21 protein-coding genes are annotated in these 23,477 nt (G+C 41.3%); 3 read left to right on the top strand and 18 right to left on the bottom strand.

Features of this window, described 5'->3' with window-relative positions; all coding sequences use genetic code 11:
• The first annotated feature begins 4 nt into the window (after positions 1 to 4).
• The gene (gene brnQ, locus G5B43_RS05405; protein ID WP_206367250.1) at positions 5 to 1,318 is read left to right on the top strand and encodes a branched-chain amino acid transport system II carrier protein; all 1,314 of its coding nucleotides are present in this window, start codon (positions 5 to 7) and stop codon (positions 1,316 to 1,318) included.
• Here the strand turns inward: brnQ and metG are convergent.
• Complete coding sequence (gene metG, locus G5B43_RS05400; RefSeq protein WP_165293689.1) at positions 1,293 to 3,362, bottom strand: methionine--tRNA ligase; 2,070 nt, start codon at positions 3,360 to 3,362, stop codon at positions 1,293 to 1,295. The two genes, brnQ and metG, sit on opposite strands and share 26 nt — an antisense overlap.
• A gap of 104 nt (positions 3,363 to 3,466) precedes the next feature.
• Here metG and G5B43_RS05395 point away from each other — a divergent pair, with 104 nt between their 5' ends.
• Complete coding sequence (locus G5B43_RS05395; RefSeq protein ID WP_165293688.1) at positions 3,467 to 4,369, top strand: LD-carboxypeptidase; 903 nt, start codon at positions 3,467 to 3,469, stop codon at positions 4,367 to 4,369.
• Between the two features lie 11 nt (positions 4,370 to 4,380).
• On the opposite strand, the gene G5B43_RS05390 is transcribed toward G5B43_RS05395, so the two are convergent.
• From G5B43_RS05390 to G5B43_RS05315, 16 genes are all read right to left on the bottom strand, one after another.
• The gene (locus tag G5B43_RS05390; RefSeq protein WP_165293687.1) at positions 4,381 to 4,845 is read right to left on the bottom strand and encodes an ABC transporter ATPase; all 465 of its coding nucleotides are present in this window, start codon (positions 4,843 to 4,845) and stop codon (positions 4,381 to 4,383) included.
• Between the two features lie 31 nt (positions 4,846 to 4,876).
• Positions 4,877 to 5,413, bottom strand: a complete 537-nt coding sequence (locus G5B43_RS05385; protein ID WP_240904768.1) for a DUF420 domain-containing protein — start codon at positions 5,411 to 5,413, stop codon at positions 4,877 to 4,879.
• Positions 5,414 to 5,506: 93 nt separating this feature from the next.
• Positions 5,507 to 6,232, bottom strand: coding sequence for a photosynthetic protein synthase I (locus G5B43_RS05380; RefSeq protein WP_165293686.1), 726 nt, complete (start codon positions 6,230 to 6,232; stop codon positions 5,507 to 5,509).
• A 20-nt stretch (positions 6,233 to 6,252) separates the two neighbouring features.
• A complete protein-coding gene (locus tag G5B43_RS05375; RefSeq protein WP_165293685.1) occupies positions 6,253 to 6,633 on the bottom strand; it encodes a cytochrome C oxidase subunit IV family protein in 381 nt (126 codons plus the stop codon).
• Between the two features lie 38 nt (positions 6,634 to 6,671).
• Positions 6,672 to 7,409 carry a cytochrome c oxidase subunit 3 gene (locus G5B43_RS05370; protein ID WP_165293684.1) on the bottom strand — a complete coding sequence of 246 codons (738 nt, stop codon included), beginning with the start codon at positions 7,407 to 7,409 and terminating at the stop codon, positions 6,672 to 6,674.
• 9 nt (positions 7,410 to 7,418) lie between these two features.
• Complete coding sequence (locus G5B43_RS05365) at positions 7,419 to 8,006, bottom strand: heme-copper oxidase subunit III (RefSeq protein ID WP_165293683.1); 588 nt, start codon at positions 8,004 to 8,006, stop codon at positions 7,419 to 7,421.
• Complete coding sequence (cyoE, locus tag G5B43_RS05360) at positions 8,007 to 8,915, bottom strand: heme o synthase (RefSeq protein ID WP_165293682.1); 909 nt, start codon at positions 8,913 to 8,915, stop codon at positions 8,007 to 8,009.
• Between the two features lie 72 nt (positions 8,916 to 8,987).
• On the bottom strand, positions 8,988 to 10,031 hold the full coding sequence (locus G5B43_RS05355) for a COX15/CtaA family protein (protein WP_165293681.1): 1,044 nt from the start codon (positions 10,029 to 10,031) through the stop codon (positions 8,988 to 8,990).
• A gap of 31 nt (positions 10,032 to 10,062) precedes the next feature.
• The gene (locus G5B43_RS05350) at positions 10,063 to 11,940 is read right to left on the bottom strand and encodes a cbb3-type cytochrome c oxidase subunit I (RefSeq protein ID WP_206367249.1); all 1,878 of its coding nucleotides are present in this window, start codon (positions 11,938 to 11,940) and stop codon (positions 10,063 to 10,065) included.
• A gap of 60 nt (positions 11,941 to 12,000) precedes the next feature.
• Positions 12,001 to 13,350, bottom strand: a complete 1,350-nt coding sequence (locus G5B43_RS05345; protein WP_240904766.1) for a cytochrome c oxidase subunit II — start codon at positions 13,348 to 13,350, stop codon at positions 12,001 to 12,003.
• 45 nt (positions 13,351 to 13,395) lie between these two features.
• The gene (locus tag G5B43_RS05340) at positions 13,396 to 14,631 is read right to left on the bottom strand and encodes a quinol:cytochrome C oxidoreductase (protein ID WP_165293680.1); all 1,236 of its coding nucleotides are present in this window, start codon (positions 14,629 to 14,631) and stop codon (positions 13,396 to 13,398) included.
• Positions 14,632 to 14,650: 19 nt separating this feature from the next.
• Positions 14,651 to 15,280, bottom strand: a complete 630-nt coding sequence (locus G5B43_RS05335; protein ID WP_317167470.1) for a cytochrome c — start codon at positions 15,278 to 15,280, stop codon at positions 14,651 to 14,653.
• Complete coding sequence (locus tag G5B43_RS05330; protein WP_165293678.1) at positions 15,273 to 15,809, bottom strand: DUF3341 domain-containing protein; 537 nt, start codon at positions 15,807 to 15,809, stop codon at positions 15,273 to 15,275. The genes G5B43_RS05335 and G5B43_RS05330 overlap by 8 nt, the downstream gene beginning before the upstream one ends.
• Before the next feature lie 6 nt (positions 15,810 to 15,815).
• Entirely contained in the window at positions 15,816 to 17,300 is a 1,485-nt protein-coding gene (gene nrfD, locus G5B43_RS05325) for an NrfD/PsrC family molybdoenzyme membrane anchor subunit (RefSeq protein ID WP_165293677.1), read from the bottom strand.
• Between the two features lie 28 nt (positions 17,301 to 17,328).
• Positions 17,329 to 20,343, bottom strand: a complete 3,015-nt coding sequence (locus G5B43_RS05320) for a TAT-variant-translocated molybdopterin oxidoreductase (RefSeq protein WP_165293676.1) — start codon at positions 20,341 to 20,343, stop codon at positions 17,329 to 17,331.
• A 39-nt stretch (positions 20,344 to 20,382) separates the two neighbouring features.
• A complete protein-coding gene (locus G5B43_RS05315) occupies positions 20,383 to 21,666 on the bottom strand; it encodes a cytochrome c3 family protein (protein WP_165293675.1) in 1,284 nt (427 codons plus the stop codon).
• 292 nt (positions 21,667 to 21,958) lie between these two features.
• Here G5B43_RS05315 and G5B43_RS05310 point away from each other — a divergent pair, with 292 nt between their 5' ends.
• The gene (locus G5B43_RS05310; protein WP_165293674.1) at positions 21,959 to 22,444 is read left to right on the top strand and encodes a methionine-R-sulfoxide reductase; all 486 of its coding nucleotides are present in this window, start codon (positions 21,959 to 21,961) and stop codon (positions 22,442 to 22,444) included.
• Here G5B43_RS05310 and G5B43_RS05305 read toward each other — a convergent pair.
• Positions 22,434 to 23,432, bottom strand: coding sequence for a LacI family DNA-binding transcriptional regulator (locus tag G5B43_RS05305; RefSeq protein WP_165293673.1), 999 nt, complete (start codon positions 23,430 to 23,432; stop codon positions 22,434 to 22,436). The genes G5B43_RS05310 and G5B43_RS05305 overlap by 11 nt on opposite strands.
• Between the last annotated feature and the right edge of the window lie 45 nt (positions 23,433 to 23,477).

Here is a 23,477-nt window from a genome sequence, read left to right as displayed (position 1 = left end):
TATTTTGAGAAAGTTACGAGATATTATTACCATTGGTTTTGCCTTATTTGCTATGTTCTTTGGGGCTGGGAATTTGCTGCTCCCTCCGTTTATCGGTCTACAAATAGGCGATCATGTTTGGATCACCATCTTAGCATTTGGACTTACAGGCATACTACTTCCCTTTCTTGGAATCTTATCCGTCGCTGACTCTGGAGATGACTTCAACGATCTGGGGCACCGTATCAATAAGAATCTCGCTGCTATTCTGGGGTCGGTTATCATGATCTGTATAGGTCCACTGATTGCTCTTCCACGAACCGCAGCGACAACATTTGAAGTAGGGGTACTTCCCTCTTTTCCGAATAGCCATCCGGTATGGACATCTATTCTCTTTTTTTCCATCACTTGGCTTTTTTCCATTGCACCGTCCAAGGTGGTAGATCTTGTCGGCAACATCTTAACCCCTTTTTTACTCGTTGTCCTTGTTATTTTGATTGGTATGGGCATCGCGAATCCGATTGCCAAACCACAAACGGATATGCTTTCCCTACCGGAGGCGTTTACCATTGGGTTTATCGAAGGGTACCAAACGCTCGACGTATTAGCATCCGTGATATTTGCAGGCATCATTATCTCGGCCACCAAAGCTAAAGGGTATGAGAGCATTACTGAAAAGAACAAAGTCGTCATTGCATCGGGAGCACTTGCCACCGCTTGCCTATTCTTTATTTATGGTGGATTAATTTATCTTGGTGCTACTTCTGATGTGGAAAACACGGATATCAGCCGATCCGCGCTTCTGCTCCATATCTCAACTAGTATCCTTGGCCAATACGGTACATTGGCTATCGCTATCGGTATCGCATTAGCTTGCCTGACGACCGCCATTGCACTGACAACGGCGGTGGGTACGTTTTTTTGCAAGCTGACTAATGGCAAACTTGGTTATAAATTTCTGGTAACAGCATCTTGTCTCGTCGCTGGGGTTCTTTCTGTCACGGGTGTGGACAATATCATCCAGTTTGCTTATCCGCCATTAGCTTTTGTCTATCCTATTGTCATTACACTGGTTTTATATATCGTTATATTCGGCCGGTTCGTCAAAACCAAACTACCGTATGTCTTGGCGTTAATTGCCTCAACGGTCATAGCTGCATTAAATGTGATGAAGATACTGGGTATCTTACATATTGATATTTCAGCTTGGTTCAACTACATCCCGTTCTTTGCTTATGAGCTAGGATGGGTAGTGCCTTCGTTTGTGTTTTTTGTTGTTGGATTTGCTATCGACAGATCCGGAAACCGGAAAGCTACCTCACCGAACTCCCGGGGTTAATAGAAGACGTTGGATTAACGAAATCCAATCTGCCGTCCGCATCTTCTGCCATCAGAATCATCCCTTGTGATGTAATGCCCTTGATAACGCGGGGCTCCAGATTTACTAGGATGGATACTTGCTTGCCCACAATATCTTCCGGACTGAAAAACTCGGCGATGCCAGAAACCACTGTACGTTGATCGATACCTGTATCGATTTTAAGCTTTAACAATTTCTTTGTCTTGGCAACTTTTTCGGCTTCCAATATCGTACCGACACGAATGTCCATCTTTAAAAAGTCATCATAGCTAATATTCGCTTTTGCTGGCTCGGCTTGTGCAGCTACTGCCGCATTCTTCGCTTTAGCCTCTTCCAGTTTCTGCAATTGGAAATCCACCTGTTCATCTGTAATCTTTTCGAATAGCAGTTGCGCTTCGCCCAGCACATGCCCTTCCGAGATAAGGTTATGTTGCCCTGCTTGCGCCCAATCCTGTGATAACAGATTTAGCATGGCAAACAACTTACTAGCCGTTTTTGGTAAAAACGGTTGCGAAAATACTGCTAGATTGGCAACAATCTGTGTAGCTACATACATCACGGTTTTTACTCGTTCCGGATTTTCCTTATATACTTTCCAAGGTTCTTCATCCGCAAGATATTTATTACCCAAGCGTGCCGCATTCATGAAATGACTCAAAGCTTCCCGGAAACGATATTGGGCAATAGCCTGACTAATCAGTTGTGGATAGCTTGCTAGGTCGTCCAAAGTAGCTTGGTCCGTATCCGTCAGTGTGCTTCCTATCGAAACCCGTCCGTCAAAATATTTTTGAGAAAGCACCATCACACGGTTCACAAAGTTACCTAAAATAGCAACCAGCTCATTATTTACACGTGCTTGAAAATCTTTCCATGTAAATTCACTATCGGATGTTTCTGGTAGAATCGACGTCAAGACATAACGTAATTCATCCTGCTTTCCAGGAAATTCTTGCAGGTATTCATGCAGCCATACTGCATGATTTCGGGAAGTAGACAATTTATCTCCCTCTAGGTTTAAAAACTCATTCGCAGGAACATTTTCGGGCAGTATATATTCGCCATGTGCATGGAGAATAGCCGGGAAAGTAATACAGTGAAAGACAATATTATCTTTCCCTATAAAGTGAATCAAGGTGGAGTCATTTTCTGTATCAGTTTGTTTCTTCCAATACTTTTCCCAATCTTGGTCGTTATCGAGAGCCCATTGTTTCGTAGCCGAAATATACCCTATAGGCGCGTCCAGCCAAACGTACAATTTCTTGCCTTTCGCTTCCTCGAGTGGCACATCGACTCCCCAGTCTAAATCACGTGTCATGGAACGTGGTTGGAGACCGAACTTCAACCAAGACTGGCACTGTCCAAAAACATTCGATTTTAATACCCCTTTTTTCCCCTCGATCAGCCATTTTTCCAACCAAGGTTGGTATTTATCCAATGGAAGATACCAATGTTTGGTCTCTTTTAACACAGGTGTTTTCCCACTCAACGTTGATTTAGGATGAATTAAATCCGTTGGATTCAACGAAGTACCACATTTTTCACATTGATCGCCATAAGCGCCTTCATTATGACAATGCGGACATGTTCCTACAATATAGCGATCAGCTAAAAATTGATGATATTCTTCATCATAATACTGTTCGGAAAACTTCTCGATAAACTCCCCTTTTTCATAGAGATTCATAAAAAACTCCTGCGACAGCTCGTGGTGCACTTGTTCGGATGTACGATGGTAAATATCGAAACCAATACCAAACTCTTCAAAGCTCTCCTTAATCTGTTTATTGTACTTATCGATAATCTCTCGCGGCGTTACCCCTTCTTTCTTTGCTTTAATAGTAATAGCTGCTCCATGTTCATCAGAACCACAAACAAATACGACATCTTTATGGTTCAAACGGAGGAATCGCGTAAAAATATCAGCGGGAACATACGCTCCAGCTAGGTGCCCAATATGTAAAGGGCCATTCGCATAAGGCAAAGCCGATGTAATAGTAAAACGATTTTTAGATAAGATACTCAACGTATAACGATTTTTAAGTTGACAATAACATTGAAAAAGAAACAAAATTCTCGTTTCTTTGGCAAAGATAACTCAAATTGCGCGTATAATAATAAGTGTTTGGCATGAAAACTCCTGAATTTCTCAAGAAAGGCGATAAAGTTGCCATTGTATGTCCAGCAAGCTACATAAAGGGCGATATAGAGGTTGCCCTAGCGGTCTTGAACAGCTGGGGACTCCATGTAGAAGTGGGCAAAAGTGTTACCTCTCAGTTCCATCAATTTGCGGGGAGGGATGACGTACGTAGACAGGATTTACAAGCTGCACTTGATAATCCGGAAATTAAAGCTATTTTCGCCGCACGTGGCGGGTACGGTACGGTAAGGATTATAGATCAATTAGAATTTAGTAAGTTTAAAAAGCGTCCTAAATGGATTGTCGGATTTAGCGACATCACGGTTCTTCATAGCCATCTCCACAACAACGTTGGGGTATGCAGCATACACGGCCAAATGCCAAAATCTTTTGATGAAAGCACAAAGACTGCATTGACTTCCCTAAAACATGCTCTCTTTGGCAAAGACATGGACTTTAAATACAGACAACATACGTTTCCCAACCGTTCAGGTGAGGGTTATGGTCGCTTAACGGGTGGTAATCTGGCCATCCTCCACAGTATTTTGTCCTCCACCTCTGACGGAAAGTATGATAACAAAATTCTTTTTATCGAAGATGTAGGCGAACAACATTATAATATTGACCGCATGTTATGGACACTTAAAAGGGCTGACAAACTTGCTAAATTACAAGGATTGATTGTAGGTGGCTTCACTTCGCTAAAAGATAGCGACCCTTCATTTGGGCAAAGTTTTGAAGAGATTATCATGGACAAGGTCGATGAATATGATTTCCCTGTCTGTTTTGGTTTCCCCGCTGGGCACATTGACAATAATCATAGTCTTATTTTTGGAAAAAATATAAGGCTAAGCGTGAAAGATAAAGAGACTTCAATTAAATATCTAGAATAGGCGAAAGAAAGCTATAAAAACACTCGGGCATGCCAACTTGCCTTCATCGGCACTTCCCATTTTGTTTCCAATTCTTCTGCAGAAGTCACCATATTATTGAAAACGATAGCCGTATCCGGATTAACTTCTCCCGTCACTAACAAGTGCCGGAAGTGGTCCTGTGGAACTACCTGGATCGGCTGGCTTATATACGGCCGAAACGCTATTTGTAAGCGATCAAATAATGATATACCTAATGCCTGCTCTATTTTCTTTAAGAGATGAACTGATTTATCAATAGAACATCCCGTCACCATCGCTTTCTCTTCATCTACTATAAGAACAATAAATAGATCGTAACGAATTTCGAATGATCCTGCCAACTGACTGCCGTGAGCTGTCCACTGTGCTACAAATTCCTCCAAGACTTGCTCTATTTTGCAAATCTCATCCTGCTGTAAAAAACGATTGCTTTGATAGATCCAAACTCTTTTCATTTTTTTATAAAGTTAATAGAGTTGATATGAGCTAATTGTAATAAGGCGAAATCATCAAATAAACGACAACTCCTGTAACGGCTACATATAGCCACATAGGATAGGTAATACGCGCCAGTTTTTTATGTCGCTCATAAGCACCCGCGATACCACGTACAAATGTAAACAGCACAAACGGTATGATAACAATAGATAAAAGAATATGGGTTACCAATATAAAGAAGTAAACATATCTTATCACTCCCTCTCCACCATAAGAAGTCGATTCCGATGTCATGTGATAAGCGACATACATCAGTAGGAATGTTACGGAACATCCCATACACACCTTGATGAGATTTTCGTGTAATCTCGCCCGACCTCTTTTGATAGCTGATATCGCTACTACTAACAATACCGCGGTAAAACCGTTGATAGTCGCATAAATTGGAGGTAAAAAGCTTAACGGTTTTACGTCATAACCCAATTTCCGCAAATTCACTCCGAATAGTATGGCTACCGCCAACGGAATGATGATGGAAAGCGCAACAATCCACTTTTTATACTTCTTCTCTTCTGCTGTCATCATATTGCTTGACTTATTTTTTCTGCAAATGTTTGTTTTCAAAGGCTATCAAGAACCTTTATGAACTTTCATTTCTACTTAACAACCATCTTTCAATCATGAAGGTTTTTTTTCCACTTTCAATGGTTTATTTCGGATTTCCTCGACCGCAAGTAGCTTTATCTCATCTTCTAAACGATCCACCTCTCCTTTTAGGCTTATATCATAAAAGCCTCGAATACGACCCTTGGAATCCAACAATACCAACTGGTTACTGATTAGAAAGCGAGTTGAATCAGTTGGATCCGGCATGGCATCAATGAGTAATTCCTCTCGAGCATATGTAAAAATATCTACAGAGGGACTATATACCACATTCCAATGTTTCTGCGCCATATTCTTATATGGTTCGATAAATGCGCTCACATCAGCCTGCGTATCCATACTGTCTACCGAAATAGAGAAAAAATTCACTATGGGATTTTCCTGGAAACGTGTGGCTAACATATCAACGTGGTCTAGCATCAACCTTGAAAAGGCAACGTCTCGAGTGTAAAAGAGATGTGCGACACTAATACAGGTATCTGGAGCAGGGAACATCACTTTTGTGTTCGATACTTCTTCAAAATGAACATGAGGGACCATATGAAAAATGGTATCCGGATACGCTCTACCCCAATTTCGCTTCATTTCGCCACTCAACGTCTTTTCCCCAAAAACTGGTAAAGAGGCATATTCATTAAAGCCTAATCTATTAACCGCTATATATAAAAATCCTGGCACAAGTAAGATTAATGCCAGGATAATTAATGTCGATTTATTTCTGTGAGCGCGCTTACTCATTCAGCCCTCTCCTCATTTAACTAGTTATTGGGAAATAATGGGTGTTCCTGTAAATGATACAATAGATAATCACCCTCAATTAACATCAATACAATAAAGTACACAATAAAGATGAACCCAATACTCACACATACGATAAAGCCGGATTTTTCAAACTTCAGGTGCATGAAATAGGCGACGATATAAAATGCTTTAACCAACGTTAATGCGATATAAATGACATTGACCAATATGCCTTTTTGAAGTATTCCCCAATGGTGTACAAAACCTAGGGCAATCAAAAACTCTAAGGCGGTCAACGCCAAAAGAATAAAGAAAACTCTCCAAATTCCTTTTTTATCCATACCACCATGGTCGTGGTGGTCGTGTGCTGTTGCTATATTTTCGTGATGATTAGACATTTCCTTTTTTATAGAATGTTAAGAATTTTTGAAATCGATTAAATCAAGTAGAAGAACGTAAATACAAACACCCAGACTAAATCTACAAAGTGCCAGTATAATCCCACTTTCTCTACCATTAAATATGTACCTCTTCGTTCGAATGTATTATTTAGTGTCATACTCAAAACAATAACATTCAATAGAATCCCGATGGACACGTGAAAGCCGTGAAAACCTGTTATCGTGAAGAACAAATTAGAGAACTGTAACGCAGCTGTATAGGATATATCCTTTGTAAAATAAGGTGCCAACGCCTCTGCTACAGCGTCACCCTCCAAACCTGTTGCTGGATTTCTGCCAAACCAAAAGCCTTGATGATGTAAGTGTGTCCACTCGATAGCCTGACAACCGACAAATGCCAAACCGCCTAAAATTGTCCATAGCATCCATTTCACGACCTCGTCTTTCCTATTCCGATGACCTGCATCAACAGCCAATACCATGGTTACGGAAGACATAATCAAAATAAAAGTCATGATACCCACGAACACCAAAGGCTGCCCAGATTCGGCAATACCCGGAATAGATTGGAAAATCTTATCCGCATCAATCCACGTGGGTTGTGCAAATTTCTGTGCACCATAGTAGATTAGAAATGCAGAGAATGTAAAGGCGTCCGACACCAAGAAAAACCACATCATGATCTTTCCATACTCCAAGTTCCAAGGTGACTTGCCACCACTCCAAGGGCCGTCTTTTACCTTATCCAATTGCGATACAGTTGTTGTACTCATTTTTTACTATTATTGATTCAAAAGTAAGAAAACATAAATATAAATCCACAAAAGATCGAGAAAATGCCAAAAAATAGTGGCTAAATTCATGCGGAATTGGTTATCCGGAAATGGGATGGGTTTCATAGCACCCCATAAACACCTTACCAATACGATCAAACCCGCTATAATATGTGCCAAATGCATCCCCGTAAATACGTAAATAAACGACTGCGATGCATTATTATTCACAAAATAAATACCCCTGTCTGCCAATACCGACCAAGCATCCGTCTGCAATACAAAAAACGCTACACCCAATGCAATAGTTAACGACAGATACAATTTTTGCTTACCTATCTGTTCACGTTTCGCTGCGCGATAAGCGAAATGTAATGTTAAGCTACTTACTAAAATAACGATAGTACTATAGATAAACGTGTCGGGCAGAATTGTCTTTATCCCTTTGTCTACCCCACTAGCCGTATACACGATGAATCCACTGGACAACGCGGCGAACATCATAAACATCCCTATCATACCCAGCCAGAGGTTAAACTTCTTAGCTTTCCTTGATTGAATCAATTCTTCCGTTGTATAATCGTCTGTATGCTCCATCTAACTCAAAGGAATAAAATCAAATAATAAAACCAACTGCGTCAACGGCAAATAAATGAATGATGTGAACATTACCTTCCTCGCCGTAGCATCGGTTCTTTCCTGTATGTGCTTAAAACCATAATAAGCAAACAACAGGCCACCCAATAGCGACACCACTGTAAATACCCAACCACCAAAACCATAGTACATGGGCAATACGCCCACGGGAATCATCAATATCGCTGAGACAGAAATCATCCAAGCCGAAATCGTGTCTTTCTTTGTCGTCGGTAACAGTCTAAATCCCGCGCGTTTATAATCCTCGTCCGCAACCCAGGCAATCGCCCAAAAATGTGGAAATTGCCAAAAGAATTGTATCAAAAACAGTACCCAAGGTGTGATGACAATAGCCGCTTCACTAACGGCTGCGTATTCAAAACCAAATCCGGCAGATTTAAAGGCAGCGTAGTACCCGATTAACGGCGGTAACGCACCTGGAAATGCGCCTACAAACACAGCTATAGGAGACTTTTGCTTTAACGGTGTATACACGAAAGCATACAGAATAATGGCAAAAACCGAAAGTAAGCCTGCTAAGAAATTAAGTCGGACTAGTAATAGGGTTCCAAAAATCCCCATAAATAAACTTAACACCAAGGCCTGTCCTGTAGTCATCCTACCAGCCGGTAATGGTCTGTCTTCGGTACGCTTCATCAACTTATCTAGGTCACGTTCGATAATTTCGTTGAACCCGTTCGCCGAACCCGTTATCAGAAATCCACCGATTGTCAAAATCAGCCAATTTATCCAAATAATATCGCCCTGCTGCTTGGCTCCGATCAAAAACGAAATTGAAGCCGAAAACACAACGGTCAACGTCAACCTAAGCTTGACTAATTTATTGAAATCAGAGATGAACTGCTTCATGAAAATCTTAATCCTCTTCTAAAAATGAACAAATATGCGTTAAGACCACAAATGTCTACAACTTTGTCCATACTATCGTTTCAATTTTGTCATTAATAGCATTAAATAATATAGGGCGCCAAAAAACAAGCTAGCGACAACCAAATGCATAGTTTGCGCGACCGCCGGCACATTAAAACGAGCTAGAATAATTCCGGACATCATCTGAATACCAACTAAGATTAGTACCGTCCAAGCGTATTTACTTTGTAATGTCAATGAACTAAACTTATTTTTTACCAGGAAAAACAATACTACTGTCGTACCCAGTGAAACATAAGCTAAAACACGATGTATTTCATAAGACGAGCCCAATCGGGAAACCCATTCCTGACGCGAAACGCCTTCATCATTCAAATGATCGATAGCTTCCCTAACTCCTGTTCCATACACTACCTGGATCACCGTCAGCGTTAATAGAAATAATGCTATCCCCTTTAACAAATCAAAACGATGATTAATCAGTATGCTTTTATTTCGCATGGTCGTAGCTAAGTAAAATGTATATATACTAATTGCCACAATAACCAACGCCAACAGCATGTGTACTGTAATAATCCAAGGCATTAGATTCGTAGAAACAACGATTGAACCCAGCCAAGCCTGGATAATTACTACAACAAGATTCAGAACGCTCCACCATACTATAGATGGCTTGCTTTTCCAATATGTAAAAGAGAATATCGCAGAAAACAACAAACAAAAGCCTACGATAACTCCGACCAGCCGGTTAATATATTCAGTCCAAGTTTTCGCTGCGTTGAATTCTTCGTGGTGCAGGATGGATTCATCGTGACGTATCCTATCTGCCATCTCCGGATAACCAAAGAAGGCTACAATTTTCGCAAAACGTTGATTCTTCTTAGCCCTTCCTTCGATATAATGTTCTTCATATCCCTCAGGAAGCTGCGAAACATCTGTAGGCGGAATTATGCGATTAAAACATTTCGGCCAATCCGGACAACCCATTCCCGATCCTGTACTTCTAACGATCCCCCCTGCTGTAATAACAAGGAACAAAACGAAAATTGTAATTCTGTTTGTTTTTATGAATCGTTTCTCGGTAGCAGGATACATAACACACCTTTCTCTCTACTTCTACGTTAACTTATCCTTCTATTACTTCTCTATTATTAGCTTTATTCCATTCTTCCTGAATGCGTATGGCTTCTTCATTTCCTTCAAAATCATGTGGTAAATTTGAACTCATTGTTTCAGAGAACGGCACCGTCTGAGGAATGAAATCCGTATCATGTCCAGGCTTACTATAATCATAAGGCCAACGATAAACGGTAGGAATTTCTCCCGGCCAGTTTCCATGTATATGTTCCACTGGTGTAGTCCATTCCAAGGTATTAGAGTTCCATGGGTTTTGCGTCGCTTTCTTGCCTTTCCAAATAGAAGCAAAGAAGTTCCATAAGAAAGCTACTTGTGCTAGTCCAGCGACAATAGCAGCCCACGTGATAAGCAAGTTAACAGAAATCCATTTATCCATGAAAGGGAATGCTGTAAAGGTATAGTAACGACGAGGTACACCATCTATACCCATAAAGTGCATTGGGAAGAAAACCAAGTAAGCACCGATAAATGTCAACCAAAAATGGAGATATCCCAACTTTGTATCCATCATACGACCAAACATTTTTGGGTACCAATGATAAACACCCGCCAACATACCAAAAATAGAGGCTGATCCCATCACCAAGTGGAAGTGGGCTACTACGAAATACGTATCATGTAGGTTGATATCCAATGCAGCATTACCCAAATATAGACCGGTAAGACCACCAGATACAAAGAATGAAACCATACCGATAGCAAACATCATCGCAGGTGTGAATCGTATATTACCTCTCCATAGCGTAGCTATATAGTTAAATGCCTTCACTGCCGAAGGCACAGCAATAATCAACGTTGTGATCATGAATACTCCTCCTAAGAAAGGATTCATACCCGTTACGAACATGTGGTGACCCCAAACAATAAACGATAACACGGTAATACCAACCAAAGAATACACCATTGCATGGTATCCGAAGATTGGTTTACGAGAATTTGTAGATATAATTTCAGAGGTTAAACCCAATGCAGGCATTACCACGATATATACCTCTGGGTGACCTAAGAACCAGAACAAGTGCTGGAATAGAATAGGCGAACCACCTTCGTTTGGTAGAATCTCTCCCTGAACAACCAAATCAGACAAGTAGAAAGATGTACCAACGGAACGGTCAAAGAATAGAAGAACAACGGCCGATACTAGTACAGGGAACGACAACAAACCAACGATGGCTGTCAAGAAGAACGCCCATATCGTTAACGGCATTTTCCAAAGATCCATCCCTTTTGTACGCATGTTCAATACTGTACTGATATAGTTTACACCACCCAATACCTGAGAAGCGATAAACAAGGTCATACTAATTAACCACAATGTCATTCCCAAACCAGAACCTGGAATGGAAGTCGGCACGGAAGATAATGGAGGATAAATGGTCCATCCCGCTGATGCAGGTCCGCTTTCAACGAAGAAAGACGCTACCATAATAACACACGCCGTAAAGAAAAACCAATACGACAACATATTCATTAGCGGCGACGCCATATCACGCGCACCCAACTGATATGGAATCAATAGATTACTGAATGTACCTGACAAACCCGCTGTCAAAACAAAGAATACCATCATGGTACCGTGAATGGTTACCAATGATAGGAAGAACTCGGGTTTCATCCGTCCTCCTTCGGCCCATTTACCTAGGAAGACTTCTAAAATGGGAAAATCTGTATCCGGCCAAGCTAATTGGATACGGAATAAGATAGAAAGCAACATAGCGAAGACTGCCATCACAATACCTGTGATCAAAAATTGCTTCGCAATCATCTTGTGATCCTGACTGAAGATATACTTCGTCAAGAAGGTCTCTTGATGGTGATCATGTGCGTCATGATGCGCTGCGCCGTGCGATATAACTGTACTTGACATATTCGTTTAATAAATTTCTTCTATTACTTTTTCTTCAATGGTTGAAGAATATGTGATGTATTAGTTTAATGAAGCTGTAGTGAACTCTTTTGACTCCTCCGAATTTGCTGCAGCAAACTCTTTCTGCAAATCTTCAGTAAAATACTTATTCTGCGTACTCAACCATTCTTTATATTCTTCCTCCGTAACCACTATAACTTTCTTCTGCATGTTGTAGTGTCCAGATCCACAGATCTTGTTACAAAGCATAATAAAATCATACTTCGGATCGTTCATTTTTTCACGCATATCTTCCGTCGTCATTGTCGGAGTAAACTGGAAGTAGTTGGTCATTCCCGGAACCGCGTTTATCTGCACACGAAAATCAGGGATGTAAAACGAGTGAATGATATCTTTTGAAATAATATGAAAACGAACTGATTTATTTACAGGAATAACAATGTCAGACGCTTGTATATCATCCCACGCATGCTTGTCGTTAAAATCGATACCATAAGAGTTGATAGGTGTCGTCAATTTATAATTGCGTTTGCCTATAACTCCATCAGCACCTGGATAACGAACTTGCCATTGGAACTGCTCACCTAAAACTTCGACTTGGATAGCAGATTTTTGCAAATCTTCCGGAACGTTGGTGATCGATCGCCAAGTAAAGAAACCGAACAATACCAAGACCGTCAATACAATAGCGGGCACAATCGTCCAGATCTTTTCTATCGTGTCGTTATGTGGATAATAATAAGCTTTCGTTCCCTTACGCATACGATAGATATACGGAAACGTCAACAATAAAATATGTACCAACACGAGTACAATCGTGATAATCACAGTGGTTATGATAAACATCGTGTCTATACGCTCGCCGTGTTCCGTGACTGCTGAACGCCAAGCCCAGTCGCCCCAAACCGCATATCCATAGTATACAAACCCTAGAAAAGCTACTAGGAATATAACCATCAGGACCGATTGAAAAGTGTTGTTCGCAAACGGATTGTATCTTCCATTCATCTTACGAGTAAGCTCGTAAATGGATAATACCTTACCAACAACTGCTACAACCGTACATACAATTAAGAATAAAAGAATGTAGTACGTCATGTTTTTATAAACCTGTGGATCTATCTGAGGTCCTTCATCAACTACCGTAGCTGAGGACGACGATGATGATTTCGATGTTGTTGTCGCGGCCGCGGCCTCTCCTCCTTCTGCCGTAGCCGTTGTGTCTGCTGTCGTCGCTGTCGCGGCTGTATCAGCCTGTCCTTCTTCAACTGTATCACTAGCAGCTGACACAGTAGTATCCTGGGCTAATGAATCTTGCTGAAATGCAAAACTTGGTGCAGAGAACAACAATCCTACAGTTAGTAAGCATCCCAACACGGCTCTGAATCTGTTATTAATTTTAAATTTCATTTCTTATTAAAACGTTTAAACGTATTATTATGCAATGACTAGAAACTATATCTGATGATGTAAACTTTCCTCCAAGAATGGATGATTCTTTGGCGCTAACGCATGTTTACTTAACTTGCTCATCACGAGAAACGTAAACAAACCAACAAAACCGATAGCTGTTCCGATCTCAATAAATCCAAATCCACGGTGATTCTCAACGGTTCCTGGCATAATCATGATATAATAATCTAACCAGTGTCCGCACAATAACAAGATGGCCACAAATAACATCATTCCCTCCTTACGCTTCACATCACGATCCATCAAAAGCAACAACGGTGCTAAAAAGTTAATAATAACATTCAACCAGAACCAAGGCTTGTACTCCGGTTCCCATCTCTTGTAAAAATATACGGTCTCCTCTGGAATGTTAGAATACCATATCAACATAAACTGAGCAAACCAAACATACGTCCAAAAGATGGAGAAACCAAACAACAATTTGCCCAAATCATGCAAGTGGTTTTCATTTACCCAAGCTAAGTAGCCGGCCTTTCTTACCAATACTAAGATAATAATAATCGCAGCCAATCCACTAACCCACATGGCAGCGAAGTTATACCAGCCAAACATAGTAGAAAACCAGTGTGCTTCTAAGGACATCACCGTATCGAAAGACCAGATAGGTGTTGTAAAGCCGAAAATAACCAAGAAAATTGCGGACAATTTAAAGCTTTTCTTATACGAGTTCAATCCACCTTCTAAATCCTCCTTGTAAGACAACTTAGCCAAAATAAAAGCAAAGATACTATATGACCCCATGAACAAAATCTGGCGGATCAGAAATCCAGGGACATTCAAAAATGCTTGTTTACCCGCCACCAATGCGTCATAGTTTGGACTATTTTCATCCATTAATCCATCAGCATGCCAATGGTGATATAAATTATGTGTAAACAATCCTAAACCTACAATAACAAACAAAATAATTGCTGCTATTGGCAGTACACTAGCCATTGCCTGCGGAATACGGATTAAACCAGCTGACCAACCCGACTGCGTAACAAATTGCAACGCTAAGAAAAACGCTCCCGCGGCACATACACAAGTGAAATAATAACCCATCAATAATAGGTTAGCGTATGTACGTTCAACCATAATATGGTCACTTGACATAAGGCCCATAGCGACAGCTACAACCCCTACAGCAATTCCAACTAAGCTGAGTATCTTACCGATACCAGCGAATTGAAATTTTTCGCCGAAATTATAATCGTGATGATGATTGTGAGTTCCCATTTACTATATTGATGTTAGATTATTTTTTTTGTAATTCCTGTACATACATGACAACCTGCCAACGTTCCTCCGGCGACAACTGCGACGCATGAGATCCCATGGAGTTGTGACCATAATAAATCGTATGGTAAATTTTACCAGCTGTCAATTCACTCATCGCCCCACCGCGAGAAGAATTCGCACCGTCTGACTTTTGATATGATGGCGGAGGCGGAAAGTTCTCCAACTGACGAGAACCACGTGAGTCCTCTACCGAACGGTCTTGCGTTATCGGACCGTCGCCTTTCCCATCTTTACCATGACATACAGCGCAATAGGTGTGATACAAAGCGTCTCCTTTGGCTAAGTTCGCTTCCGTAATTGCTAACGGATTGGTCAATTCTCTGCCTGCACGTTCGTACTCCTCTAACGAATTATCAAATTCAAAACGTTCAAAACCAATCGGCGTCGTATTTTCCGGCGGTATCTGTGCCGTCATTTTATTTTTAAAATTATTATTGGGTTGATCCGGATTATAGGCAATCGGATCATACATATTTCTGGAGAATTCCCATCCTGTACTACGCGTCTTTCCATCGCCACAGCTGGAAACTACCGCCGCCAAAGCAAATGCGGCGCATACAGATCCAAGAAAATTCTTCTTATTCATAGCTAACATATTTTCTTTCATTGTATTTAACTTCGACTGCACCGGCATCTTTCAATAAAGACTCGATTAGCGCATGGTCTGCATTTTCATGAGCATCTATTGCGATAATAAAACGATCATCCGAAGCTCTCAGGTCCATCACACGAGGTGAACGTCCTGGAAACAGATGGTTACGGAAAAAGAAAGTTGCCACCATTCCCAAGGCACAAAGTAAAATCGTCACCTCGAATGTAACCGGCACAAAGTTAGGCAACGGCAGTGATGGTTTACCGCCGATATTCATTGGCCAATCATGTGCCATTGTATAATACAACAAGCTAAAACCTAAACAAGTACCCAAAGCGCCAAAACAAAATGCGGCAATAGGTAAACGAGAGGGCTTAACACCCAATTTAGCCTCTATCCCATGGATAGGCATCGGCGTGAAACAATCATATATGCTGATATTGTTTGCCTGCAACTTGTCGATACCGTGCATCATTTCATCGGGATCGGCAAAACTACCTAATATATATTTTGTATTGCTCATTGCTTATTATTTTCTAACGTCTAATGCCTTAATGTCTTCTTCTGAAACGGTATCGTACTTATCTAATGAGTTTTGGAAGAATTTCACCTGTTCCTCTGGGAATGCTCCCTCTTGCACTAACTTCGTTTTCTGCTGCAAACTTGCGGATTTCAATAACAACTTCACCTCTGCGATAGCGATACCCGGTAAGAAACGCAGGAATAACAAGAATAGCGTGAAGAACAAACCAATGGATCCGACGAAAATCCCCACGTCAACCCATGTTGGATAAAACATCGCCCATGAAGACGGTAGATAATCACGATGTAAGGAGGTCACGATAATGACAAAACGCTCAAACCACATCCCTATGTTCACTACGATAGATAATATCCAAGAAATAGGAATACTGGTACGGATTTTCTTAAACCAGAACAACTGCGGTGAGATTACGTTACACGTCATCATCGCCCAATACGCCCAAGCGTAAGGACCGGCAATACGGTTTGCAAAAGCATACATCTCGTATTCCGAACCCGAATACCATGCGATAAACAACTCGGTCAAGTAAGCGATACCTACAATGGAACCCGTCACCATGATAATCTTATTCATCGATTCGATGTGGAACATGGTAATATAATCCTCAAAGTTCATCACCTTACGGAGAATCAGCAAGAGCGTCTGTACCATCGCAAAGCCGGAGAAAATCGCACCCGCAACGAAATACGGCGGAAAGATAGTCGTATGCCATCCCGGAATCACCGAAGTAGCAAAGTCCATGGATACAATCGTGTGTACCGAAAGTACAAGTGGAGTAGAAATACCTGCTAAAATCAAGGAAACGATTTCAAAACGTTGCCATGTTTTAACCGAACCATTCCATCCGAATGATAAGACTTTATAAACTTTTTGTTTAAGGCCTGTAGCACGGTCACGTACAGATGCAATATCGGGTAAAAGACCGCAATACCAGAACACTAATGACACCGTGAAATAAGTAGAGATTGCAAACGCATCCCATACCAACGGAGAGTTAAAGTTTACCCAAAGGGATCCAAACTGGTTCGGCAATGGGAAGATCCAGTATGCCAACCAAGGTCGTCCCATGTGCGCGACAACATACGTAGCGGCACAGATAACGGCGAAAATGGTCATCGCCTCTGCGGAACGGTTAATGGAGTTACGCCAGTTCTGACGGAAAAGTAACAATACGGCAGAAATCAACGTTCCGGCGTGACCGATACCTACCCACCATACGAAGTCGGTGATATCCCATGCCCAACCTACCGTCTTATTCAGACCCCAAGCGCCGATCCCTGTCCAAAACGTATACCCTACACTCACTACCCACAACATTGCTCCTAGAGCGGCTACAATAAAACCGATCCACCACGCTTTGTTTGGTTTATTTTCAACCGGAAGCAAGATATCATCTGTCACTTTAGCATAAGTGATATTCTTGCCGGTTACTAATGGTTCTCTTAATATTGATTCGTTATGCGATGACATAGTTTTTTTATTTCAGATTAGAATAAAATTACGCTTCAAATGTGTTTCTAACTTTCGTCATATAACCAATGTTAGGCTGAACGTTGATTTCTTCTAACACATAGTATACACGTTCGTTACGTAAAGCTTTTGAAACCTCTGATTCCGGATCGTTAACATCACCGAAGATGATAGCATTCGCCGAACAAGCTTCCTGACAAGCCATTTTCACGTCGCCATCTCTCAACTTGCGGTTTTCCATCTTCGCTTGTAATTTACCACCTTGGATACGTTGGATACACATCGAACATTTTTCCATAACCCCACGTGAGCGTGTAGTAACATCCGGATTCAACACCAATTGGGTAAATTCATTGTTCAGATAATTATCGAAACGGGAATCATTCCAGTAGTTGAACCAGTTGAAGCGGCGCACTTTATATGGACAGTTGTTCGCACAATAACGTGTACCGAAACAGCGGTTGTAAGCCATGTGGTTAAGACCTTCTGACGAGTGAACCGTAGCTAGGACAGGACATACAGTTTCACAAGGTGCGTGATCACAGTGCTGACATAACATCGGCTGGTGAACAACCGTAACGTTCTCGTAATCGTAATCCGTAGCTTTCGCTATTTCTTTCTCTTTCGTTAACTTCGAACCATCTTCTTGCTCTAATGTATAGTAGCGATCGATACGCAACCAGTGCATCTCACGACGACGGCGAACCTCGTCTCTACCAACAACAGGTACGTTGTTTTCTACACTACAAGCCACGATACAAGAACCACATCCTGTACAAGCATTCAAGTCGATTGCCATGACCCATTTATGACCCGGAGATTCAAATTTGTTCCACAAGTCATACGTTTTATGAGAATCGGCAAAACGACCAGATTCCGAATTCGGATCTTTCAAATATTTGGCAAATGTCGTTTCACGAATAATGTTACGACCTTCAATAGTATGATGTGTTTGGGTTTGCGCCAATTCGTAGGTGCCACCTGCTTTTACAACAGTAGCTTTCACTTCAAATTGAACAGTACCATTCACCAAACGTGCGAATGGATAGGCGTTCTGTCCTACGTTATTACCTGCTTTACCTACCTTTGTACGACCATAACCAACAGCGATCGAAACCGTACCTAAAGCCTGCCCCGGTTGCCATACAACAGGTAGCTCTACCGTATAGCCATTTGCCTCTACAGTTACCTTACCATTTTCGCTTAGGCCTAGCTTCTCTGCATCACGTGGATTCAATGCTGCATAGTTGTCCCAAGTCACTTTAGAAACAGGATCAGGTAGCTCTTGCAAAAATGCGTTGTTCGCATAACGACCATCACGCATGACGGTAGATTCGTATAACTTTAATTCGAAATCGCCCGCGATAGCTTTCGCAGTGGCGCCTATAGCATTTACTACTGCGCTAATATCAACATTAGCCGTATAAGAAGATCCTACCGACGAACCTTTATAGATAAAGCCCGTTTGTAAAACATCATTCCATGACTTACCTGTACCGGCAAGAATGTTTTCTTCCCAATTCTTTCTTACGAAATCATAGATATTGGTATTGTCACCTGCCCAAACCAACAAGCTTTGCTCCGCCTGACGCGTATTGAAAACAGGATTGATAGTTGGCTGTATAATCGTAAAGTATCCTTCTTTAGCAGAAGCGTCACCCCATGATTCTAAAAAGCTAGAAGCCGGAGCGATTGCTTTCAATGTGGATGCTGTTTCATCAGCACGATCAGCAAAAGAAAGTGTGAAATCTATTTTGGAAAGTGCATTGGTTACATCTTCCGCTTTAAAGTAATCATAAACAGGATTACTGTTTAAAAATAAAGCTGCACCTATCTGCCCCGCAGCGGCCGTTGACAAGAACTGCTGGAATGCTGCATCAGAACCTTGGTATTGCTTTGAGTAATTATCTAAATCGATAATGGCTCCGTAAGCACCCAAAGCACTGTTGATAGCATTCGCCAAAAGTTGGTTATTGACATCGTTAGATCCCGCAACCACAACAGCATTTCCTCTGTTGTTGGTCAACTCTTTCGCCGCAAGAGCAATTGCCGTCTGCGCCTTTTTATTGGAAACACCGCCAGCTAAAGACTGTCCGGTAATTGCATTATATAGCGAAACCAATACCGCACCTTCTTCAGAAGGTTTGATAGCGATACGCACATCTGCATTAGAACCGGTCATGCTCAGTCCCGATTCAAACTGAATATGACGTGACATTTTACCATTTTTCAATGATTTGTAATCACGATTCTGAATGTAATCTTGTGTATGTTCTTCACCCGCTAACCAAGAACCTAAAAAGTCAGCCGCTACCGAGACCACGACATTAGCATGTGCGAAGTGGTAAGAAGGTATAACAGCTTTTCCGAAACTTGCTCTATTAGCTTCTATAATACCGCTGTAAGATACCGCATCAACTTGTACGTGTGCGGCGGTAGGATATTTGGCTACAAATGCGGCAATGGCAGCCAATGCCGATGGACTATTTACGGTATTCGATACAATCGCAATTTGCTTTCCTGCTGCTGCAGCCTTATTCAACGCATCTATTACCGTTGCATCTAAGGTAGACCAATCTACATCCTTACCATCCAATTGCGGGTTTTGCAATTTGGACATATCGTACAAATCCAAGACTACAGCTGCGGTAGTTGCGTCTGTACCTTGGTTTAAGCCGATAGAATTTGGATTTGCAGTAAGAGAGATCGGACGCCCTTCACGAGTTCTTACCAATACACTCTGACCATTAAAAGAAGAAGCATAATAGTTCGGGATACCCGGTGTTACTTCCTCTGGTTTGATTACATACGGCACCGCTTTATGGACAGGTGTACGATTACACGCTGCCAACGTTACAGCCCCTAAACCGAATCCTAAAGCTTTCAAAAAGTCACGACGAGGTGTTCTCGTGCTTAAACCTGCTTCATTTAATACATCTTCTACAGGAATAGGTTCAGCAAACTCCCCCTTATTGTTCTCTACGAACGCAGGTGTTTGTTGCAATTCTTCCAAACCTTTCCAATATTTTTTATTGCTATCCATTTAAGCTGTATATAAGATTGCGTATTTCTAAATTAATTATTAATAGTGACACTTACCACACTCCAAACCACCAATCATTGCAGCAGTCATCTTCTCACCCTTCTTCAATTTCTCGTGTGCTTCGATCAACTGGTCGTAGTATTCATTGTTAGCATCTACTTCTGTTGTCTTATGACAATCCACACACCATTTCATGGTTAAAGGAGAGTACTGATAAACCTCTTCCATTGTCTCTATCGGCCCGTGACATGTTTGACATTCTACACCGGCAACGGATACGTGTTGCGAGTGGTTGAAGTAAGCAAAGTCAGGCAAATTGTGAATCCGTACCCACTCAATAGGTTTTGGATTATCGCCATACTCCCGTGTAGCCGGATCATAATCCAATGCTCTATATATTTTTGCAATTTCTGGAGAAGTCTCGCCATCATAATGATCTGCTGCAGTAACCGTATTATGACAGTTCATACATACATTAGCCGAAGGAATAGAAGCATTCTTCGATTTATATGCTCCCCCATGGCAATATTGACATTCAATCTGATTAACGCCCGCATGAATTTGATGAGAGAATTTAATAGGTTGTACTGGTTGATATCCCGTATGAACACCTACATTCCACATCGTATTCCATCCCCACACACCTAAAAATGCGACCAACATCAAAACAGCAAAACCTACAAGCTTTTTATTACGGACAAAAGCCCTTGCAAACTTACCGAAACGATTCTCCTCAAATTCCTCATTCTCCGCTTGTGCAGCATCTATTGCAGCCTGGTTATTAGCAATCACCTTTTCCAATGTACGGATAACGCGATTTAAAACGACGATTACAACAACTGCTAAAACAACAATAGCAACCAAACCAAGAATCATCAATGTATTTGCGTCATCTGATTGTGCAGCGCCAGCACCACCGGCACCAGCATCACCGCCACCTTCTGCAGCTTTTGCTTCCTCAGCTTCCACGTAAGCAATAATACTTCTGATTTGATCGTCAGACAAATCAGTAAAAGAGGTCATTACCAATTTGTTCCAATCATTAAAAAGCTGCACCGCTGTTTCATCACCCGATGCAATCAAAGCCTGCGAATTATGAATCCAGGATATCAACCACTCTTCCGAATGCCTTTCTGACATTCCCGCCAACGCTGGACCTACCATGTTTCTCGTCACACTGTGACAAGTTGTACATTTCGATTTGAAAAGGGTCTCCCCTTCCTTAACATCCTGCGCATGCGCCATTGTAACGGCAAAGAACAACATCATTCCAACTGATACGGTCTTTGCAAGTCTTCCCAAAACGGATGAGATATTTCTCATATTTAGCACTTTATACTATTTATTTATGATATAAAACTTTTAAAATACTCGTCTAAGTGGTTTAAACCCTCCAAACAATGCACAAAAGTATAACTATTTAAGCAATCAGTGACAATTTAATGACGCAAATTAATAATTTAAAACCATTCTAAACAAATGGAAAAAACCCCATAAAAATGGGCAATTCCCCCATTCCAACGTCGGTAAGTTTTCCGGTTAAGATAACCTAAAAAGGAAAATTCTTGACATATATAAAACAAAATTATAAGGAAAGTTCGCGAACTTAGATTCCATGTTTGATGGTCGGATATTTTTATTGTTACTAGCTGCTACGATATATGCTTGTAGCCAGGCATCCGTATATCAGACAAACAGCGAACAAATATCAACTTTTAAAACTATGGCAGACAGTATAAAATATAATAAGCTTACACCTGAAGAAGAATACGTCATTGTACATAAAGGCACAGAAAGACCGTTTACTGGCGAACTGCTTAATAATAAGGAAGAGGGAACATATATATGCAAACGGTGCGACGCGCCTTTATATCGTTCGCACGACAAATTTGAGTCACATTGTGGCTGGCCAAGTTTTGACGATGAGATTCCAGGCGCAGTAAAGCGTATTCTCGACGCCGATGGCCGACGTATAGAAATTCTATGTGCTAAATGCGACGCTCATCTTGGCCATGTATTCGAAGGAGAACGATTTACGTCCAAAAACACGCGACATTGTGTGAATTCATTATCCATGAAATTTATACCTGCTAAGAAATAGACGATTCACGTATAACTAACATGGAAGGAACAAGCACGCCACGCGCTTCTTTCAGCTTTCCTTCGATTTCCAAGGTCAATGTTCGCATCAGTTCCTCGGCTATTTGTTCCGCATTTTGTGCTACCACAGAAACGGCTGGCGAGTGGAGCGTAAAAAGTGCGTGGTCGTCAAAAGCTACTATTCGCGGCAAAACAGCAACCTGTCCGTCGATAGCTTTCATTCCGTTAATGGCTAGATGATGGTTGGCAAATAATACAGCATCTAGTTTATTATCCCCAATAAACTCTACCATCTGTTCCTCCATCTCACGCATCGGACTTTCAGCGCTCAGTTTTCGAATAAAAGGTTGCATCCGAAATTCGTCCATAGCATCCATATAACCGTCCAGCCGGCTCCGTATATGTGTTTGATTAGAATACAAAGAGACTAGACCTACCCGTTTGTTTTCCTGTTCCAATAGGTGTTTAGTTGCATCATAGGCTCCTCGTCTGTTATCTGAAACCACATAACTCGTTTTGACTGTTGGTAGGAATCGGTCGAACAGTACCATGGGAATATGTTGTTTCGTCTTATCGGCTGCTTCTTCGAAATCTTCCGGCGGAACAAGGATCAGTCCATCAAACTCCTTCTCTATACATAATTGAATATGTTGCATCGTTTTATTTGCATCGTTTGATGTATCAAAATAGAGAACGTGATATCCCGATGCAGCACCCATTTTCTCGATGTGCCTACCTACTTCTGAAAACAGCGGATCGGTAATATTTTCCAATAATAACGCGAGCACTTTAGTTCGTCCTGCAGGTTTTCTTATCAACTGGCTTGGCTTATAGCCTATTTTTTTAACATAATCCAACACCCGTTTATTCAACGCATCGCTGATTCTTCTTTCTTTAGCTTTGCCATTCAAGATAAAAGACACCGTGGTAATGGATGTCCCCATTGCTTTTGCTATATCGCTAATCGAAATCCGTTTTTTAGTTGCCATAACGGATTCCAATCTACTAAAAATTTTCCATACGCCGTGGTACAC

It is taken from the genome of Sphingobacterium sp. SGR-19, from assembly GCF_011043555.1.
Taxonomy (GTDB): domain Bacteria; phylum Bacteroidota; class Bacteroidia; order Sphingobacteriales; family Sphingobacteriaceae; genus Sphingobacterium.
The sequence above is the reverse complement of the archived record's forward strand: the minus strand, read 5'-3'. Positions and strand labels throughout refer to the sequence as shown.

What these genes read in the sequence shown, in the direction of transcription:
- G5B43_RS05395 (WP_165293688.1), top strand. Translation starts at nt 3,467, where the DNA reads ATGAAAACTCCTGAATTTCTCAAGAAAGGCGATAAAGTTGCCATTGTA.
- G5B43_RS05390 (WP_165293687.1), bottom strand. Translation starts at nt 4,845, where the DNA reads ATGAAAAGAGTTTGGATCTATCAAAGCAATCGTTTTTTACAGCAGGAT.
- G5B43_RS05385 (WP_240904768.1), bottom strand. Translation starts at nt 5,413, where the DNA reads ATGATGACAGCAGAAGAGAAGAAGTATAAAAAGTGGATTGTTGCGCTT.
- G5B43_RS05380 (WP_165293686.1), bottom strand. Translation starts at nt 6,232, where the DNA reads ATGAGTAAGCGCGCTCACAGAAATAAATCGACATTAATTATCCTGGCA.
- G5B43_RS05375 (WP_165293685.1), bottom strand. Translation starts at nt 6,633, where the DNA reads ATGTCTAATCATCACGAAAATATAGCAACAGCACACGACCACCACGAC.
- G5B43_RS05370 (WP_165293684.1), bottom strand. Translation starts at nt 7,409, where the DNA reads ATGAGTACAACAACTGTATCGCAATTGGATAAGGTAAAAGACGGCCCT.
- G5B43_RS05365 (WP_165293683.1), bottom strand. Translation starts at nt 8,006, where the DNA reads ATGGAGCATACAGACGATTATACAACGGAAGAATTGATTCAATCAAGG.
- cyoE (WP_165293682.1), bottom strand. Translation starts at nt 8,915, where the DNA reads ATGAAGCAGTTCATCTCTGATTTCAATAAATTAGTCAAGCTTAGGTTG.
- G5B43_RS05355 (WP_165293681.1), bottom strand. Translation starts at nt 10,031, where the DNA reads ATGTATCCTGCTACCGAGAAACGATTCATAAAAACAAACAGAATTACA.
- G5B43_RS05350 (WP_206367249.1), bottom strand. Translation starts at nt 11,940, where the DNA reads ATGTCAAGTACAGTTATATCGCACGGCGCAGCGCATCATGACGCACAT.
- G5B43_RS05345 (WP_240904766.1), bottom strand. Translation starts at nt 13,350, where the DNA reads ATGAAATTTAAAATTAATAACAGATTCAGAGCCGTGTTGGGATGCTTA.
- G5B43_RS05340 (WP_165293680.1), bottom strand. Translation starts at nt 14,631, where the DNA reads ATGGGAACTCACAATCATCATCACGATTATAATTTCGGCGAAAAATTT.
- G5B43_RS05335 (WP_317167470.1), bottom strand. Translation starts at nt 15,280, where the DNA reads ATGAATAAGAAGAATTTTCTTGGATCTGTATGCGCCGCATTTGCTTTG.
- G5B43_RS05330 (WP_165293678.1), bottom strand. Translation starts at nt 15,809, where the DNA reads ATGAGCAATACAAAATATATATTAGGTAGTTTTGCCGATCCCGATGAA.
- nrfD (WP_165293677.1), bottom strand. Translation starts at nt 17,300, where the DNA reads ATGTCATCGCATAACGAATCAATATTAAGAGAACCATTAGTAACCGGC.
- G5B43_RS05320 (WP_165293676.1), bottom strand. Translation starts at nt 20,343, where the DNA reads ATGGATAGCAATAAAAAATATTGGAAAGGTTTGGAAGAATTGCAACAA.
- G5B43_RS05315 (WP_165293675.1), bottom strand. Translation starts at nt 21,666, where the DNA reads ATGAGAAATATCTCATCCGTTTTGGGAAGACTTGCAAAGACCGTATCA.
- G5B43_RS05310 (WP_165293674.1), top strand. Translation starts at nt 21,959, where the DNA reads ATGTTTGATGGTCGGATATTTTTATTGTTACTAGCTGCTACGATATAT.
- G5B43_RS05305 (WP_165293673.1), bottom strand. Translation starts at nt 23,432, where the DNA reads ATGGCAACTAAAAAACGGATTTCGATTAGCGATATAGCAAAAGCAATG.